At 69.1% G+C, this 15,001-nt stretch carries 16 protein-coding genes; 6 read left to right on the forward strand and 10 right to left on the reverse strand.

Features of this window, described 5'->3' with window-relative positions; translation table 11 throughout:
* Positions 1-6: 6 nt before the first annotated feature.
* The 5 genes from ACN27E_RS13895 to ACN27E_RS13915 all read right to left on the reverse strand — a co-directional run bounded on the left by ACN27E_RS13895 (position 7) and on the right by ACN27E_RS13915 (position 5,492).
* Positions 7-447 carry a hypothetical protein gene (locus ACN27E_RS13895; RefSeq protein ID WP_422742208.1) on the reverse strand — a complete coding sequence of 147 codons (441 nt, stop codon included), beginning with the start codon at positions 445-447 and terminating at the stop codon, positions 7-9.
* Positions 448-946: 499 nt separating this feature from the next.
* Positions 947-1,918: an o-succinylbenzoate synthase gene (locus ACN27E_RS13900; protein ID WP_422749861.1), complete on the reverse strand. Its 972-nt coding sequence runs from the start codon at positions 1,916-1,918 to the stop codon at positions 947-949.
* Positions 1,902-3,470 (reverse strand): long-chain-fatty-acid--CoA ligase, encoded by a 1,569-nt coding sequence (locus ACN27E_RS13905; RefSeq protein WP_422742209.1) that lies wholly within the window; start codon positions 3,468-3,470, stop codon positions 1,902-1,904. Before ACN27E_RS13905 ends, ACN27E_RS13900 begins: the two co-directional genes overlap by 17 nt.
* A 29-nt stretch (positions 3,471-3,499) precedes the next feature.
* Positions 3,500-5,113, reverse strand: a complete 1,614-nt coding sequence (locus tag ACN27E_RS13910) for an amidohydrolase (RefSeq protein ID WP_422742211.1) — start codon at positions 5,111-5,113, stop codon at positions 3,500-3,502.
* A 127-nt stretch (positions 5,114-5,240) separates the two neighbouring features.
* The gene (locus ACN27E_RS13915) at positions 5,241-5,492 is read right to left on the reverse strand and encodes a DUF3253 domain-containing protein (RefSeq protein WP_422742212.1); all 252 of its coding nucleotides are present in this window, start codon (positions 5,490-5,492) and stop codon (positions 5,241-5,243) included.
* Positions 5,493-5,557: 65 nt separating this feature from the next.
* Here ACN27E_RS13915 and fadD8 point away from each other — a divergent pair, with 65 nt between their 5' ends.
* Complete coding sequence (fadD8, locus tag ACN27E_RS13920) at positions 5,558-7,171, forward strand: fatty-acid--CoA ligase FadD8 (RefSeq protein WP_422742215.1); 1,614 nt, start codon at positions 5,558-5,560, stop codon at positions 7,169-7,171.
* Between the two features lie 126 nt (positions 7,172-7,297).
* Here the strand turns inward: fadD8 and ACN27E_RS13925 are convergent, their stop codons facing one another.
* The 4 genes from ACN27E_RS13925 to ACN27E_RS13940 are packed head-to-tail and all read right to left on the reverse strand — an operon-like array spanning position 7,298 to position 10,345.
* Positions 7,298-7,921: an SAM-dependent methyltransferase gene (locus ACN27E_RS13925; RefSeq protein WP_422742216.1), complete on the reverse strand. Its 624-nt coding sequence runs from the start codon at positions 7,919-7,921 to the stop codon at positions 7,298-7,300.
* On the reverse strand, positions 7,918-8,685 hold the full coding sequence (locus ACN27E_RS13930) for a PIG-L deacetylase family protein (protein ID WP_422749862.1): 768 nt from the start codon (positions 8,683-8,685) through the stop codon (positions 7,918-7,920). Before ACN27E_RS13930 ends, ACN27E_RS13925 begins: the two co-directional genes overlap by 4 nt.
* 5 nt (positions 8,686-8,690) lie before the next feature.
* On the reverse strand, positions 8,691-9,629 hold the full coding sequence (locus ACN27E_RS13935; RefSeq protein WP_422742217.1) for an acyl-CoA dehydrogenase family protein: 939 nt from the start codon (positions 9,627-9,629) through the stop codon (positions 8,691-8,693).
* Entirely contained in the window at positions 9,626-10,345 is a 720-nt protein-coding gene (locus ACN27E_RS13940) for a glycosyltransferase (RefSeq protein WP_422742219.1), read from the reverse strand. The genes ACN27E_RS13935 and ACN27E_RS13940 overlap by 4 nt, the downstream gene beginning before the upstream one ends.
* 65 nt (positions 10,346-10,410) lie before the next feature.
* On the opposite strand from ACN27E_RS13940, the gene ACN27E_RS13945 reads away from it, so the two are divergent.
* Genes ACN27E_RS13945 through ACN27E_RS13955 form a run of 3 tightly spaced genes read left to right on the forward strand, consistent with a single transcriptional unit; the run spans position 10,411 to position 12,486 of the window.
* Entirely contained in the window at positions 10,411-11,103 is a 693-nt protein-coding gene (locus ACN27E_RS13945) for an HAD family hydrolase (protein ID WP_422742222.1), read from the forward strand.
* 10 nt (positions 11,104-11,113) lie between these two features.
* Positions 11,114-11,578 (forward strand): nitroreductase family deazaflavin-dependent oxidoreductase, encoded by a 465-nt coding sequence (locus ACN27E_RS13950; protein WP_422742224.1) that lies wholly within the window; start codon positions 11,114-11,116, stop codon positions 11,576-11,578.
* Positions 11,575-12,486, forward strand: coding sequence for a 1,4-dihydroxy-2-naphthoyl-CoA synthase (locus ACN27E_RS13955; protein WP_422742225.1), 912 nt, complete (start codon positions 11,575-11,577; stop codon positions 12,484-12,486). The genes ACN27E_RS13950 and ACN27E_RS13955 overlap by 4 nt, the downstream gene beginning before the upstream one ends.
* A gap of 19 nt (positions 12,487-12,505) precedes the next feature.
* Here ACN27E_RS13955 and ACN27E_RS13960 read toward each other — a convergent pair whose 3' ends face one another.
* The gene (locus ACN27E_RS13960; RefSeq protein ID WP_422742227.1) at positions 12,506-13,141 is read right to left on the reverse strand and encodes a TetR/AcrR family transcriptional regulator; all 636 of its coding nucleotides are present in this window, start codon (positions 13,139-13,141) and stop codon (positions 12,506-12,508) included.
* 123 nt (positions 13,142-13,264) lie between these two features.
* Between ACN27E_RS13960 and ACN27E_RS13965 the strand changes: the two genes are divergently transcribed.
* Both ACN27E_RS13965 and ACN27E_RS13970 read left to right on the forward strand, forming a co-directional pair.
* On the forward strand, positions 13,265-14,098 hold the full coding sequence (locus tag ACN27E_RS13965) for an SDR family NAD(P)-dependent oxidoreductase (RefSeq protein WP_422742229.1): 834 nt from the start codon (positions 13,265-13,267) through the stop codon (positions 14,096-14,098).
* A 22-nt stretch (positions 14,099-14,120) separates the two neighbouring features.
* Positions 14,121-14,996: an SDR family oxidoreductase gene (locus tag ACN27E_RS13970; RefSeq protein ID WP_422742232.1), complete on the forward strand. Its 876-nt coding sequence runs from the start codon at positions 14,121-14,123 to the stop codon at positions 14,994-14,996.
* Positions 14,997-15,001 lie beyond the last annotated feature (5 nt).

A 15,001-nucleotide genomic window follows, 5' to 3' on the forward strand; every position in this document is an offset into this window, starting at 1 on the left:
TCTGGCTCACCGCTCAGCAGGCATGCGGTGCCATCTGAGCACCTCGTTGCCGGTTACCGGCACCAAATCCGCGTACTGCGCTCCGACGAGAAGTGGCACAAAAACTTCGGGTGAAGGCGAATAGCGTTTGTCCTCAAAGTCGATCCACAACACGCACGGTGCTTCGGCCACCCGCACATCGAGATCGAGCACAGGCGCCGCTGACCAGTCGACGAATTGCCACCGACCGACGTGGACACGGCCGGCATCATCTGTGCGCGTGAGTGATCCGACGGCGTCGAGCACGTACAAAGCTGGCGCGGAAGCGCTTTCGGACCACCGCCCGATGAAGTCGGAACGTGTCAGGGTCGCGCGTACGCAGGACATCAGACCTTCCGCAGTTGCCGACGGTAGATCGTCAACTACTTCAGCGTGTTTCGCGCAGCCGACCGCCAGGAGCGCGACCACCAATGACACCGAAGTGACTCGCAACCGACCGATTCGCATGCTGATCGGGACCTTTCGTCCACAGTCGAAGTCTCTCCGGCACAACACCTTCGGCCGAGCGGACCTGTGGCGCGCATGGGTGGTGGACCAACGCGCCACAGGCCCGCGTTCGAGGCGCACCGACGACACCAACACGCAAGTCAGCATCGATCGGCCCGCGGCCGGTGGGTGGTTCACGCCGAACCACGCTGGTGCAGTTAACCGATCGACTCTTCGGGGATTCTTGGGAGAATCTTGACGGCGCACTCAACGCCGCTACAGATCAGGACACGGCGTACAGCCGGAAGGTGCGCCGGGCGCGCCGCCATTCGCGGCGGACCCACAGTGGCACGGTCACAAACTATCCCCCTTCGTCGAAACCAGGGAGACGACACCCGACCCGGGTACAGGACCCGCTGTCCGGCCACCACTGCCGCACTCGAGGCGAAATGCTAGCGCATGCCGAGAGATTTCACAGGGCTCAGATCAACGGGAGACACGAAGCAATGCGCTCGACCCACCACTGGCGGCGTTGCGCCGACGCGGCCAGCGTCGCGAGCCGGTCGGGGTCCGGGTCCACCGGCCGGGCGGCAAGATGACCGTCGATCGGCACCACGGCTTCGGCCACGTCCTCGACGAACAGGCCGCCGGTGCCCAACCCGCACGCGTGCCGCAGCGCAGGCAGAGCCGCCGCGGCCAGCAGTCCGCGCGAGATTCCCACCGCCGAATCCAACGCGCTGGAGACGACGACGGGGATGTCGATCTGGTCGGCGATGGCCAGCAGACGCTCGATGCCGCCGAGCGGCGCCACCTTCACGACCGCCACATCAGCGGCCCGTTCCCGCACCACCCGCAGCGGGTCATCCGCCTTGCGAATGCTCTCGTCCGCGGCGATCGGGACGTCGATCCGCGTCCGCAGGGCGGCCAGTTCGGCGACGGTGGCGCAGGGCTGCTCCAGGTACTCCAGCGGGCCGTCCGCGGTCAGGGCGGCTGCCGCGGCGGTCGCCTCCTCGACGCTCCATCCGCCGTTGGCGTCGACCCGCACGACGGGCACCGAGGCTCGTACCGCGTTCACCCGTGCGACATCGTCGGCGAGGGTCTGACCCGGCTCGGCCACTTTGACCTTGGCCGTACCGGTCCCGGGGAAGCGGCTGAGGACCTCGGGGACCCGACCCGCCTCGACCGCGGGCACCGTGGCGTTGATCGGTATGCGCTCGCGTCGCAGCGCGGGGGTGCCGCCGTACGCGGCCTCCAGCGCAGCGGCCAACCAGGAGGACGCCTCGGGCGGCTGGTATTCCGGGAAGGCGCCGAACTCCCCCCACCCCGCGGGGCCGTCGATCAGCGCCACCTCACGAACGGTGATGCCGCGGAAACGGACCCGCATCGGCAAGGACACGACGTGCAGACGGTCGAGCACGTCGTCGAGGCTGGGCGGTTCACACTGTGGCGCGATCGCGACCCTCCCAGAACGGCGCGCGCAGATCCTTTTTGAGGATCTTGCCCGTGGGGTTGCGGGGCAACGCATCGACGATGTCGACCGAGCGCGGGCACTTGTACCTCGCCAGCCGCTCGCGGCACCAGGCGATCAGCTCCTCTTCGGACACCGAAGCTTCCACGGCGACAATCGCTTTGACCGATTCACCCCACTTCTGGTCCGGAATCCCGATGACAGCCACCTCGACCACCAAGTCGTGTTCGGCCAGCACCCGCTCGACTTCGATCGAGTACACGTTCTCACCGCCGGAGATGATCATGTCTTTGAGGCGGTCCTCGACGAAGAGATAGCCGTCCGCATCGAGGCGCCCGACGTCCCCGGTGCGGAACCACCCGTCCGGGGTGATCGACTCCGCGGTCGCCTCGGGTTTGTTGTGATATCCCTTCATCAACTGTGGTGTGCGGAACCACAACTCACCTTGTTCACCGTCGGCGACGTCGGTGAGGCTGTCGGGGTCGACGACGCGCAATTCGGCGTTCGGGATCAACTGTCCGGCGCTGACGAGCCGCTCGGGATGGGCGGTGTCGCGGTGCGCCTCGGGCATCAGATGGCTGATCACGCCGCAGACCTCGGTGAGCCCGTAGACCTGGATGAAATCGGTGTCCGGCCACGCGTGGAGGGCCTGGCGCAGCAGCGGCAGCGGCATCGGGGAAGCGCCGTAGCAGAACGTCTTCAACGCCCCGAAGAGCTTCACCGCCTCCGGACCGCTCTCGAGCACCTTGGCCAGCACCGCGGGGACCAGGAAAGTCCGGTTGGCCCCCTGCAGAATCGCGCCGGCCAACGCGGCGCCATCCACCTCGCGGGTCATCACGCTGGGCACACCGTCGTGGATTCCGAACTGTACGTAGGACGATCCGCCGACATGGAACAGCGGCATGGACACCATGTTCTTGTCGCCGTCGTCGAAGGCCCAGCCGTCGTGCGCGTTGACGGTGTGGGCGATGAGGTTGGCCTGCGTGAGCTCCACCCCCTTGGGCCGCCCGGTGGTTCCCGACGAATACATCAGGATGCAGACATCGTCCTCGCGGACGTCCGGAGACCGGCCGACCGGGTCCGCGCCGTCCAGCAGCGCCTCGTATTCGTCGTCCGCACCCCCCTCGGGGCTCACCTCGACGACCCGCTCGACATGCTGGAGGCGGTCGCGGATGCGGTCGATCGAGCCCCGTAGCTCACGGCCCACGATGACGACCTTGGCGCCACTGTCCCCCAGCACATAGTCCAGCTCGTCACCGGCGAGCCGGAAGTTGATGATCGCGTTGGCCGCTCCGAGTGAGGCCGCGGCGAGGGTGAGTTCGACACACGCCGGGTGGTTCTTGTCGAGGAAAGCCACCACATCGCCGCGCCGGACCCCGCACTCGGACAGGGCCCCGGCCAGGCGACGGACCCGCTGCTCCCATTGACCCCACGTCCAGGACCGATCCAGGTAGACGAACGCCTCGCCGTCGGGGTTCACCTGGGCCCAGTGCGTCAACCGGTCATCGAGGAAGCGGGGGGTGGGCAGCTCTGCCATACGCCGAGCCTGCCATGCCGACATCCTCGTCAAGCGGGCTTGGCATGAACGCGGCGCCCCGCGAGGTAGGTCGCGCGCACCTCGAGGCCCGCGATGTCCTCGGCCGGCACCGCACGCGGATCGGCGGACAGCACCACCATGTCGGCGTACTTGCCGACCTCCAGCGATCCGATGACGTCATCGGAGTGCAGCTGCCAGGCGGCATCGATGGTCTGCGCGCGGATCGCCTGATCGACGGTGAGGCGTTGTTCGGGTCCGAGGACGCGACCGCTGGGCGCCCGACGGGTGGAGGCGACGCTGATGTTTCGCAGCGGCTCCTCGGGGGTGACCGGCGGATCGTTGTGCAGGGAGATCCGCATCCCGGTGGCGACCGCCGCGCCGCAGGGCATCCACCGGTTGCCGTGCTCGGGGCCGAACAGACCGTCGACGATCACGTCACCCCAATAGTGGATCTGGTCGACGAAGATGCTGCAGGTGACGCCGAGGTCGTGGGCGCGGCTCAGCTGCGCGTCGGTGATGGCGCCGACGTGTTCGAGCCGCAGCCGGTGATCGTCGCGGGGATGTCGCGCCAGCGCCTGCTCGTAGACGTCGAGGATCGTGTCGACGCCGTTGTCGCCATGCACGTGGCAGGCGATCTGCCAGCCCAGCGGATAGTAGGCGGCAACGATCTCCTCGAGCTGCTCTCGGGTGTAGTTGGCGTGTCCACACGAGCCGGGCGTCACCCCGATGGCGCGGGTGGCGGGGGTGTCCAGATACGGGAACGTCAGGTCGACGTTGCCGACCCACGGTGACCCGTCGACCCAGATCTTGATTCCGACCTGACGCACCATGTCATCGCCGTTGTCGGGGACCTCGGTGGTCGACAGCTGTGCCGTCGACATCTCGTAGGTACGCAACCGCACGGTCACCTGGTCGCGCAGCGCCTCGAGCACCGGCCGGAACCTCGGGTCGAAAGCCATCTCCGAACAGGTGGTCAGACCCGCCCGGTTGAGCCGTGCACACTCGGCCATCAGCATCGCCGGATAGCCGCCGGGGTCGATCGCGTCGCCGATCAGTGAGAACACCGCACCGGTCTCCTCGGCGGTGCCGTCGAGTTCCCCGTCGGCGTCGCGACCGTATCTGGCGCCCTTGGGATCCGGGGTGTCGCGGTTCAAGCCCACGGCACGGGCCGCTGCCGAGTTGAAGTACGCCTTGTGGCCCGAATTGTGGACGATGACCAGGGCGGTGTCCGGCGCCTGTTCGTCCAGCCAGCCCAGCGTCGGCTCGGGCAGCCCGTCCTGCAGCAGCGGGTCCCAGCCGTTGAGATAGGCGCCGTCGGCACCGCGTCGGGCCACCTCGTCCCGGATCGCCGCGAGCACCTCCTCGGCCGCGCGCATCCTGACGGGCCGGATGTCGGCGATGCGGTCGGCCAGCACCACGGCCTCCATCAGCGGGTGTCCGTGGGCCTCCACGAATCCCGGCATGACGCAACCGTCCCCGATCTCGACCACCTCGGTGTCGGCACCGATGTGGGCATCGACGTCCGCGCGGCTGCCGACGGCGACGATGCGCCCGTCGCGCACGGCGACCGCCTCGGCGTCCGGATGCGCGGAATCGACGGTGAGCACGGTGCCGACGAGGACCAGGTCTGCAGCGGCGGCCATCAACCGATGCTATCGACCCGACGCCGACGTCTGTCGATTTCCGGCGTCCCCGATCGACGTGATGTCGGAGGCACCACACGATAGGAAGGAGGGTCGAACTGGCCGACAGGCCGCCAGCGTCTGACGCTCAACGCCGGACGATCCGGATGCGGATGGGCCCACGCCACTGCGCATCCGGATCGAGGGCTTCGCCCCGCTGCGTGATCTGCACCTCGCCGGTTCTGGCCAGTTCGCGCGCGGCATCGCGGGCGTCGCCCATCAGCTCGCGCCAGCGCTCGCCGCCGAAGGCCCGCGCCGCGTCGGAGGGGCAGATGGTCTTGTCCGGGCCGCGACCGCGGGCGAGCTCGAGAATCGCCGCCGCCAGCCGCTGATCGGTCACTCCACAGGGAGGCCCATTTCCCCGGCCCTTGAAACCATTTCTGTAACACGTTCTAATCTGATGGCATGAGCGATTCGTTGCTGCGTCATCCGATCCATTCCGGGCACCTGACCGCCGGCGCGCTGAAGCGCAACAAGGACAAGCCGGTGCTGTTCCTCGGCGACACCACGCTGACCGGTGGACAGCTCGCAGAGCGCATCAGCCAGTACATTCAGGCTTTCGAGGCGCTGGGGGCGGGCAGCGGCACCGCCACCGGACTGCTGTCGCTCAACCGTCCCGAGGTGCTGATGATCATCGGCGCCGGCCAGACGCAGGGGTACCGCCGCACGGCACTACACCCTCTCGGCTCGCTCGACGACCACGCCTACGTCCTCGACGACGCCGGCGTCACCTCACTGATCATCGACCCCAACCCGATGTTCACCGAACGGGCGCTGGGCCTGCTCGACAAGGTGCCCGGCCTCAAGCAGATCCTGACCATCGGCCCGGTCCCCGAGGCGCTGGCCGCCAAGGACGACGTGGTCGCGGTCGACCTGAACGCCGAGGCCGCCAAATACGAGCCCAAGCCGCTGCGGGCCGCCGATCTGCCGCCCGACCACATCGGCGGCATGGCCTACACCGGCGGGACCACCGGTAAGCCCAAGGGCGTCATCGGCACCGTGCAGTCGATCACCACCATGACGACGATCCAGCTCGCCGAGTGGGAGTGGCCGCAGCACCCCAAGTTCCTGATGTGCACGCCGCTGTCGCACGCGGGCGCCGCGTTCTTCGTGCCGACGATCATCAAAGGCGGCGAACTGGTCGTGCTGACCAAATTCGACCCGGCCGAAGTGCTGCGGACCATCGAAGAGCAGAAGATCACGGCCACCATGCTGGTGCCGTCGATGATCTACGCCCTGATGGACCATCCCGATTCGCACACCCGCGACCTGTCCTCACTGGAGACCGTCTACTACGGCGCTTCGGCGATGAACCCGGTCCGCCTCAAGGAGGCGATCCGACGGTTCGGCCCGATCTTCGCCCAGTACTACGGCCAGTCCGAGGCGCCGATGGTGATCACCTACCTCGCCAAGGGCGACCACGACGACCAACGACTCACCTCCTGTGGCCGCCCGACGGTGTTCGCACGGACCGCGCTGCTCGACGAGGACGGCAACGAGGTAGCTCAGGGCGAGGTCGGCGAGATCTGCGTATCGGGTCCGCTGGTGTCCGGTGGCTATTGGAACAAGCCCGAGGCCACCGCCGAAACCTTCCGGGACGGCTGGATGCACACCGGCGACCTGGCGCGCGAGGACGAGGACGGGTTCTGGTACATCGTCGACCGGACCAAGGACATGATCGTCACCGGTGGGTTCAACGTGTTCCCCCGCGAGGTGGAAGACGTTGTCGCCGAGCATCCTTCGATCGCGCAGGTGTGCGTGATCGGCACCCCGGACGAGAAGTGGGGTGAAGCGGTCACCGCGGTGGTGGTGTTGCGTCCCGACGCCCCGACCGACGAGGAGTCGGTGGCGACGATGACCGCCGAGATCCAGGCGGCGGTCAAGGAGCGCAAGGGGTCGGTGCAGTCACCCAAACAGGTGATCGTGGTCGACTCGGTTCCGGTGACCGCCCTGGGCAAGCCGGACAAGAAGGCCGTGCGCGCCCAGTTCTGGGAGGGCTCCGACCGCCGCGTCGGCTAATTCCCCTGCGCGAGCAGACGCATAAGCTCACGCGCCGCGGCGTGTCGCGGGACGTTTGCGTCTGCTCGGCACATGGGTTGGCGTGCGCGCAGAACTGCTGACGGACAGGGCGGCCCGGCTGCACCCCTAGGCGCCGGGCACCTCGGTGCGGGTCGCCACCGAATCGGCCGATCCGGTGTCCCACACGCCGACGGCGACGTCGGCATCCCGGTAACCACCCAGCGGGTGCAGTCCCGGCGTGCGGTCGATCAGATCGGTCGCCTCGTCGCCGGTCATCGGATACTCCGCCACCGGATGGCGCCAGTGCGCCGCGAGGACGATCGCCCCCGGCGACAGACGCGGAATCTCGCGATCCAGGACCGCCCGCAAGGTCGCGGGGTGCAGGTAGTAACAGACCTCCGAGAGCACCACCAGATCGAAATCCATCTCCGGCCATGGCTCGTCGACCGACTGTCGCACCAAGCGCACCCGGTCCTGGGCGCCGGCGCCGATCAGCCGGCGACGGGTCGCATCCAGTGCGGGCTGGGCGACATCGGTGGACGTGACCCGGTCGCAGCGTGCCGCGAGCAACTCGGTCAGCACCCCGACCGAACAACCCGGTTCGAACGCGTGGCGGTAGCGCGGATGTGGCAGCACGGCGGTGGTGATCGCGTATTTGCGACGCTCGTACCACCGGCTCTGCAGGCTCCAGGGATCCTCGGCACCGGCGTAGAGGCCGGCGAAATAGTCGTCGGGAAGTCGTCCGGTCACCGGAACACCACCTCGCCGATCCGGATCAGCCGCTGCAGGACGAACGACGGCAGCGCCGGATCGGCGCCCGGCTCCAACGGCTGGAACTGACTGACGAACTGCGCCGCCGCCGCCGCCTTCCGACTGGTCGCGTCGGCATCGGGGCTCACCGTATGGGCGCGGTGCCACGGTACCGCCGGGTCGCCGGGAACGGCCCAATGCCACATCCACACCGGATACTCCAGCAGCGGCATCCCGGCTGCCGACGCAGCGGCCGCAGCGGCCCGACCGACCGCCTCGTGGTCGGGATGTCCGTCACCACGCCAGGTGGCCGCACACCAGGTTCTCCCCGGACGGTCGGCGAGCAGTTCGACCAGCAGATCGGTCAACCGACCCTCGTGGGCGGCCAGCTCTCCATCGGGCAGACCGAGGCTGATCGGCGGGGGCAGGCCGAGAACGCCGAGCGCCCGGTGCAATTCGTCCCGGCGGGTGCGTTCGAGCTGCCGGCGTCGGACCAGGCTCAGATGCGGGTGCGATCGACCGCCATCGGTTGCCGACACCACCTGCACGCGAATACCCCGGCGGGCCAACATCGCCGCATGCGCACCGAAGCCCAATGTCTCGTCGTCGGGATGGGCGCCGACCACGATCAGTTCCCGGCAGCCGGCGAGGTCGAGCGGCTGAAGGTGACGCTCGGTGTCGAGCCAGACCTGGGCCGGGGTACCACCTGCGGTCAGCGGGCGCGCCGCGAACCGCCCGGTATTGCCGATACCCGAGTCGTCCAAGGCCGTCAACGCGACCCCCTCGCCAGCCGTCCCAGCGCTTCGAGATCGCGTTCGGCATGGCTTTGGCGGACGTACATCTCGAGATCGGCCACCAGTGCGGCGTGCCGCGCATCGTGGGCGAGCGGGCCCGGTCCGAGCGCGCGCCCGGTGCGCCGGAGCGCTTCGTCAACGGCGGTCTCGACCACCGCACGCGTGCGCCGCGCGATCATTTCCGCTGCGCCACTTCGATTTCGGGGGTCCGAGTCGACCTCGCGGGCCGCCCAGGCAAGCGTGGCCGCGGCGGCGGTCAGTGCAGCATCCACCGCCCCCAGGTGAGCCAGGGTGTGCGGATCGGCCCGCGAACCCCCCGCATACAGCGGGGCCGCGACCGCGCGGGCCCCGCCCCACCAGCACGCCGCGACACCGATTGCGCCATGCCAGAATCCGGGCCGGTCGAGGTAGTCCCCCGGCTCGCCGACCGGCACTGCCGGGGTGTCGTCGAATTCCACCGAGCGGGTGTCCGAGGCCGCCATACCCGGGTTGCGCCAGGTGCTCGGGCAGCGGGTGACACCGCCGGCGGCGAGGTCGACGGCGAACAGGCCGCGCTCGTCTCGATGTTGCAGACGGGCCGTCACCAGGGCGTGCGAACAGATCCCGGCACCCGAACACCAGTCTTTCGCGCCGGCCAGCACGACGGCGTCGCCGACCGGCCGGGCCACCAGCCCACCCGGCGGCGCCTCGGCTGCCCACACCCCCCAGAGCTCACCGACCCCGACGGCAGGGCCGCCGAGTTCGGTCAGGATCGCGATCGCGTCGGTGTGCGCTTCGGCCAGCCGTCCGGCCACCAGGTCGGACTCGGCCAGATCGGCGAGCGCATGCCAGCGGGCGAGTGTGTCACCGCCACCGGGCTGGGGTAGCTGCAGCCGCCCGGAGGCCGACCACTGCCGCAGTCGGTCGGCCGTCATGCCGCATCGCCGGTGGAGCCTCGCCCCGAACCGGCCAAGCCACGCAGATGAGCTCCAAATCCCCCGGGCGCCCGGGCATCTCGGCGAGCCGAGGTGGTGACCCAGAGCTCAGGGTCGCGCCGGATCCGCAGCTGCTCGGACTCGAATCGCGCGACGAGGTCCACGTCCTCGCCGGTGGCCAGTGCGCCGAAGCCACCCACGCGCCAATAGGCATCCGCCCGGAAACCCATGTTGGCGCCGTGCACATGGTCATGACCCGAACGGGTGAACCGCGAGTGATAAGCGCGCAGATAGCGCCGCACGACCGCGCGGGGCAGATGTTTCCAGTCGGACACGTTCACCACCCCGAGCACCATGTCGACCTCGTCCTGCACCATCCGGCAGAGCCAGTCCGGATGCACCGTCGTGTCGGCATCGGTGGTCGCGTACCAGGTCTGCTCGAGGGGTACGGCGGCCAGTACCGAACGCGCATACTCGAACCCCGCCGCCCGCGCTGCACCCACGTTGCCGACCTCGACCTCGTGAAAGTGCACCTCGGACCCGAACCGACCGGCCAGCTTCGCGCTGCCGTCGCTGCACGAGTCGAGGACCACCACGGTCAGCACCGGCGCCGGGAGACTGCGGGTTGCGGCAGTCAGCGCAGGCAATGTGCGCGGCAGCGCGGCGATCTCGTTGTGAGCGGGTACCACCACCGCGGCTTGCGCAATGCGCATCATGGACATCTATCTAGCCGCTTCACGACGTTTTCACACGTCGCGGCGCGCACAGCCCAGATGGCACCATGACGGGTGTGGCAGTGCGCGCGGTGCTCTTCGACTTCTCGGGAACCCTCTTCCGCCTCGAGGAGGACGACAGCTGGTTCGACGGGATCGTCGTGGACGACCGGGAGGTGGACAGCCACGTTCAGGCCGAGTTGCTGCGGCGCCTCACGGCGCCCACGGGTCGGTCCGTCGAGATGACGCCCGAGGCCGCACACGCATGGGAGAACCGCGACCTGGCGCCATATCTGCACCGCGAGGCCTATCTGCACGTGCTGCGCGAGTCGGGCCTGGCCGACGACCACGCCGAGTCGCTCTACCGTCGCGTCATCGATCCGGCCAGTTGGACGCCCTATCCGGACACCGCCGAGGTGCTCGCCGGCCTTCGGCGGCGCGACATCAAGACCGCGGTGGTGTCCAACATCGCCTTCGACATCCGACCCGCCTTCGCGCGGATCGGAGCCGACGCCGACGTCGACGAATTCGTGCTGTCCTTCGAGGTCGGGGCCGTCAAACCCGACCCACGCATCTTTCGGACCGCATTGGAACGGCTCGACGTCCCGGCCGCCGACGCGGTGATGGTCGGCGACAGCGACGAGGCCGACGGCGGCGCCCGCGCGCTGGGGTGTCGATTCGTCCTGGTCGACCCCCTGCCCACCGTCCAGCGGGGTACCGGTCTGCGCGACGGCCTGGCCGCGCTCGGAGTGCTGAACTGAGGAGGAGCAGATGCCCGGAGAACGGATCCGTCCGCCCTGGTGGCTGAAATACGTCAACAAGCTGATGATCGGACTCAACCGGCTGGGGGTCGGCTTCGGCGGCAACGGACCGGTGGTGCTCACCGTCGCCGGCCGTAAGACCGGCAAACCCCGATCCACGCCGATCACCCCGATGACCGTCGACGGCCAGCGCTATGTGGTGGCCGGGCTGCCGGGATCGGACTGGCCGGCCAACGCCCGCGCGGCCGGTGTGGCCGAACTGCGCACCGGGCGGCGCACCGAACGGGTGCGGATGGTCGAGATGTCCCCCGAACAGGCCCGCCCGCTGCTGCGCCAATTCCCGACCCTGGTGCCGACCGGGGTGAGCTTCGTCAAGAACGCCGGGCTGGTGACCGGACCGAACCCCGACGAATTCGAGGCGCTGGCCGGGCGACTGGCCGTGTTCAGGTTCGATCCCGTTACCGTGACCCCATGAGCTCCAACCCCTTCGACCCGTCGGTCTGGCAGCCGGTCCCCGGCTTCGATCTGACCGACGTCACGTATCACCGCCACGTCGTCGACGGCGCACCGCAGCCGACCGTGCGGGTGGCGTTCGACCGGCCCGAGGTGCGCAACGCGTTCCGCCCGCACACCGTGGACGAGCTCTACCGGGTCCTCGACCACGCCCGCATGTCCGCCGATGTCGGGGTCGTGCTGCTGACCGGAAACGGGCCCAGCCCCAAGGACGGCGGCTGGGCGTTCTGCTCGGGTGGGGACCAGCGCATCCGCGGCCGCACCGGGTACCAGTACGCCGCCGGTGAGACCGCGGACACCGTCGACGCCGCGCGCGCCGGGCGGCTGCACATCCTCGAGGTGCAACGTCTGATCCGCTTCATGCCCAAGGTGGTGATCTGCCTGGTCAACGGGTGGGCGGCCGGCGGCGGACACAGCCTGCACGTGACGTGCGACCTGACCTTGGCCAGCCGCGAACATGCCCGCTTCAAGCAGACCGACGCCGACGTCGGCAGCTTCGACGGCGGCTTCGGCAGCGCATATCTGGCCCGCCAGGTCGGGCAGAAGTTCGCCCGGGAGATCTTCTTCCTCGGTCGCGCCTACGACGCCGAGCAGATGCATGCGATGGGTGCGGTGAACGCCGTCGTCGACCATGCCGACCTCGAACTCGCCGGCTTGCGGTGGGCCGCCGAGATCAACGGGAAGTCGCCGCAGGCGGTGCGGATGCTGAAGTTCTCGTTCAACCTGATCGATGACGGGTTGGTAGGCCAGCAGGTGTTCGCCGGCGAGGCGACGAGGCTGGCGTACATGACCGATGAGGCCGTGGAGGGTCGCGACGCGTTCCTGGAGAAGCGCGACCCGGACTGGTCGAGCTTCCCGCGATATTTCTAGATTTCTAGCTCCTTCTGGGCTACTTCTGAGCCGCCGCCCACTCGGGTCCGGCCGCCGCGGTGGCCAATGTGCGGGTGATGCTCGCGGCCTTCCGGGCGGCGCGCTCCACGTCGGGATACCGACGGGCGAACAAGCCGGCCGTATAGAGCGTCGCGTAACCATGCGCGGTGGCGATCTCGTGTTCGACCAACGTCAGCGCCGCCCGAACATCACCTCCGGTGACCACGCGGGCCGGGTCGAGGTACGTGTCGCTCAGTGAGCGGGCCGCGGCGAGGCGGTCCTGGTCGAGCACGCCCTTGAGTTCGTCGCCGAAGATGACGTCCCAGCCGATCCGCCGGCGGACGACGAACCGAACATAGGTGGCCGCGGTCGACGCCATCGCCTCGATGGCCCAACCGACCGGGTCATCATCACGCTCGGTCGGCAGTGCGGCACGCGCTTCGGCGTCGAACTGACGCGCAGCCTCGGCAGCCACCGCGGTCAGCAGCGCCAACCGGCCGGAGAAGTGCCGGTAGGGCGCCGCGGCGGTGACGCCGGTGCGTTTGGCGGCGGCCGCCACCGACAGCGCGGAAAGCCCGGATTCGGCCACGATGGTCCCGGCCACGTCGATGAGTTCGGCTCGCAGATTGCCGTGGTGATACTTCGGTCGCGCCACCCCACCTCCGTCGTCGCCGCCGCCCATCTCGAAGGTTCCAGTTCACCCGATCGGCCCCGCTTGACGCAATGTCATCCCCCTCTTACTTTGTATGTAAGAGAACACTTACATTCGAGGAGCATCATGTCCACCTGGCTCATCACCGGCGCATCGCGAGGCCTAGGCGCCGCCATCGCGCGGTGCGCCCTGGACCGTGGCGAGACCGTGGTCGCCACCGCCCGGCGCGCCGACTCCGTCCGCGCCGCCCTCGGCGCACATGATCGACTGCTGCCGCTGGACCTGGACGTCACCGACCCGGCCGCGGCCGACCGGGCCGTCGCCGCCGCGGTCGAGCGGTTCGGAGGAATCGACGTGGTGGTGAACAACGCCGGCCGGGCGCTGGTGGGGTTGTTCGAAGAGACGCCCGTGGCGCAGCTGCGTGAGCAGTTCGAGCTCAACGTGTACGGCGTCGTCAACGTGGTCCGGGCCGTCCTGCCGACGCTGCGAGGCCAGGGCGCGGGCACGATCGTCAACGTCAGCTCGACCGCGGGGATCGTCGGCTTCGCCGGCTCGTCGCTCTACAACGCCGCCAAGTTCGCGGTCGAGGGACTCACCGTGGGACTCCGGGAAGAACTGCAGCCGTTGGGGATTCGGGTGTTCGCCATCGAACCGGGGTATTTCCGCACCGACCTGCTCGACCCGTCCACCATGTGGGTTGCCGAGCACGCGGGCACCATTGCCGATTACCGCTGCACACCGGCGCACCGGCTGCTCGACGAGCTCGCGTCGATCAGCGGCGCACAGGACGGCGACCCCGCGAAGCTGGCCGCCCTGCTGCATGATGTCGTGCACGCCGACGAGCTGCCCACCCGGCTGCCCATCGGACCCGACGCGGTCGAGCTCGCCGAGCAGCGCGCGCGCCGGGACGCCGCCGAGCTGGCGCCGTGGCGCGACCTCGCGGTGTCGACGAACTTCTGAACCGCCTCAGTAGGCTCGACGGGTGAGCAAGAACCCGCTTCGCCGCCTGACCGACAGTCTGCTGCTGACCAGCATGCGGCCCCCGCTGACCGAGCACCTGCTGCAGCCCCGCTCGGCGGTCGACCTGACGGGTAAGCGCATCCTGCTGACCGGCGCCTCCTCCGGTATCGGCGAGGCCGCTGCCGAGAAGTTCGCCCGCCGCGGCGCCACGGTCATCGCGGTTGCCCGCCGGCAGGACCTGCTCGACGCGCTGGTCGACCGCATCACCGGCGCCGGCGGCACCGCCTACGCCCGGGCCTGCGACCTATCCGACCTGGACGCCGTCGACAGCCTGGCCGCGGAGGTGGACAGCCGATTCGACGGCGTGGACATCCTGATCAACAACGCCGGCAAGTCGATCCGCCGGCCGCTGGCCGAATCGCTGGACCGCTGGCATGACGTCGAACGCACGATGACCCTCAACTACATGTCGCCGCTGCGGCTGATCCGGGGCCTGGCGCCAGGCATGATCGAACGCGGTGACGGCCACATCATCAACGTCGCGACGTGGGGGGTGTTCAGCGAGGCCTCCCCGCTGTTCGCGGTCTACAACGCCTCCAAAGCCGCGCTGTCGGCGGTCAGTCGCGTCATCGAGACCGAGTGGGCGCCAAGCGGTGTGCACTCGACGACGCTGTATTACCCCCTGGTGAAGACGCCGATGATCGCGCCCACCCGGGCTTTTGACGGGTTGCCCGGACTGTCCGCGACGGAGGCGGCCGACTGGATGATCGACGCCGCGCGTCACCGCCCGGTGCGCATCGCCCCACGCATGGCCGTCACGGCCCGGGCCGTCGACTCGCTGGCGCCCACCTGGGTCAACGCGGTGGTCAAGCGGCAGCGGGTGCAGCCGAGCGCCTGAGCCGC

The organism is Mycobacterium sp. WMMD1722 (assembly GCF_049315205.1).
Taxonomy (GTDB): domain Bacteria; phylum Actinomycetota; class Actinomycetes; order Mycobacteriales; family Mycobacteriaceae; genus Mycobacterium.

Coding starts and splice junctions, on each gene's coding strand:
- ACN27E_RS13905 (WP_422742209.1), bottom strand. CDS start 3,470: ATGGCAGAGCTGCCCACCCCCCGCTTCCTCGATGACCGGTTGACGCAC.
- ACN27E_RS13910 (WP_422742211.1), bottom strand. CDS start 5,113: ATGGCCGCCGCTGCAGACCTGGTCCTCGTCGGCACCGTGCTCACCGTC.
- fadD8 (WP_422742215.1), top strand. CDS start 5,558: ATGAGCGATTCGTTGCTGCGTCATCCGATCCATTCCGGGCACCTGACC.
- ACN27E_RS13935 (WP_422742217.1), bottom strand. CDS start 9,629: ATGACGGCCGACCGACTGCGGCAGTGGTCGGCCTCCGGGCGGCTGCAG.
- ACN27E_RS13940 (WP_422742219.1), bottom strand. CDS start 10,345: ATGATGCGCATTGCGCAAGCCGCGGTGGTGGTACCCGCTCACAACGAG.
- ACN27E_RS13945 (WP_422742222.1), top strand. CDS start 10,411: ATGACGGGTGTGGCAGTGCGCGCGGTGCTCTTCGACTTCTCGGGAACC.
- ACN27E_RS13950 (WP_422742224.1), top strand. CDS start 11,114: ATGCCCGGAGAACGGATCCGTCCGCCCTGGTGGCTGAAATACGTCAAC.
- ACN27E_RS13955 (WP_422742225.1), top strand. CDS start 11,575: ATGAGCTCCAACCCCTTCGACCCGTCGGTCTGGCAGCCGGTCCCCGGC.
- ACN27E_RS13965 (WP_422742229.1), top strand. CDS start 13,265: ATGTCCACCTGGCTCATCACCGGCGCATCGCGAGGCCTAGGCGCCGCC.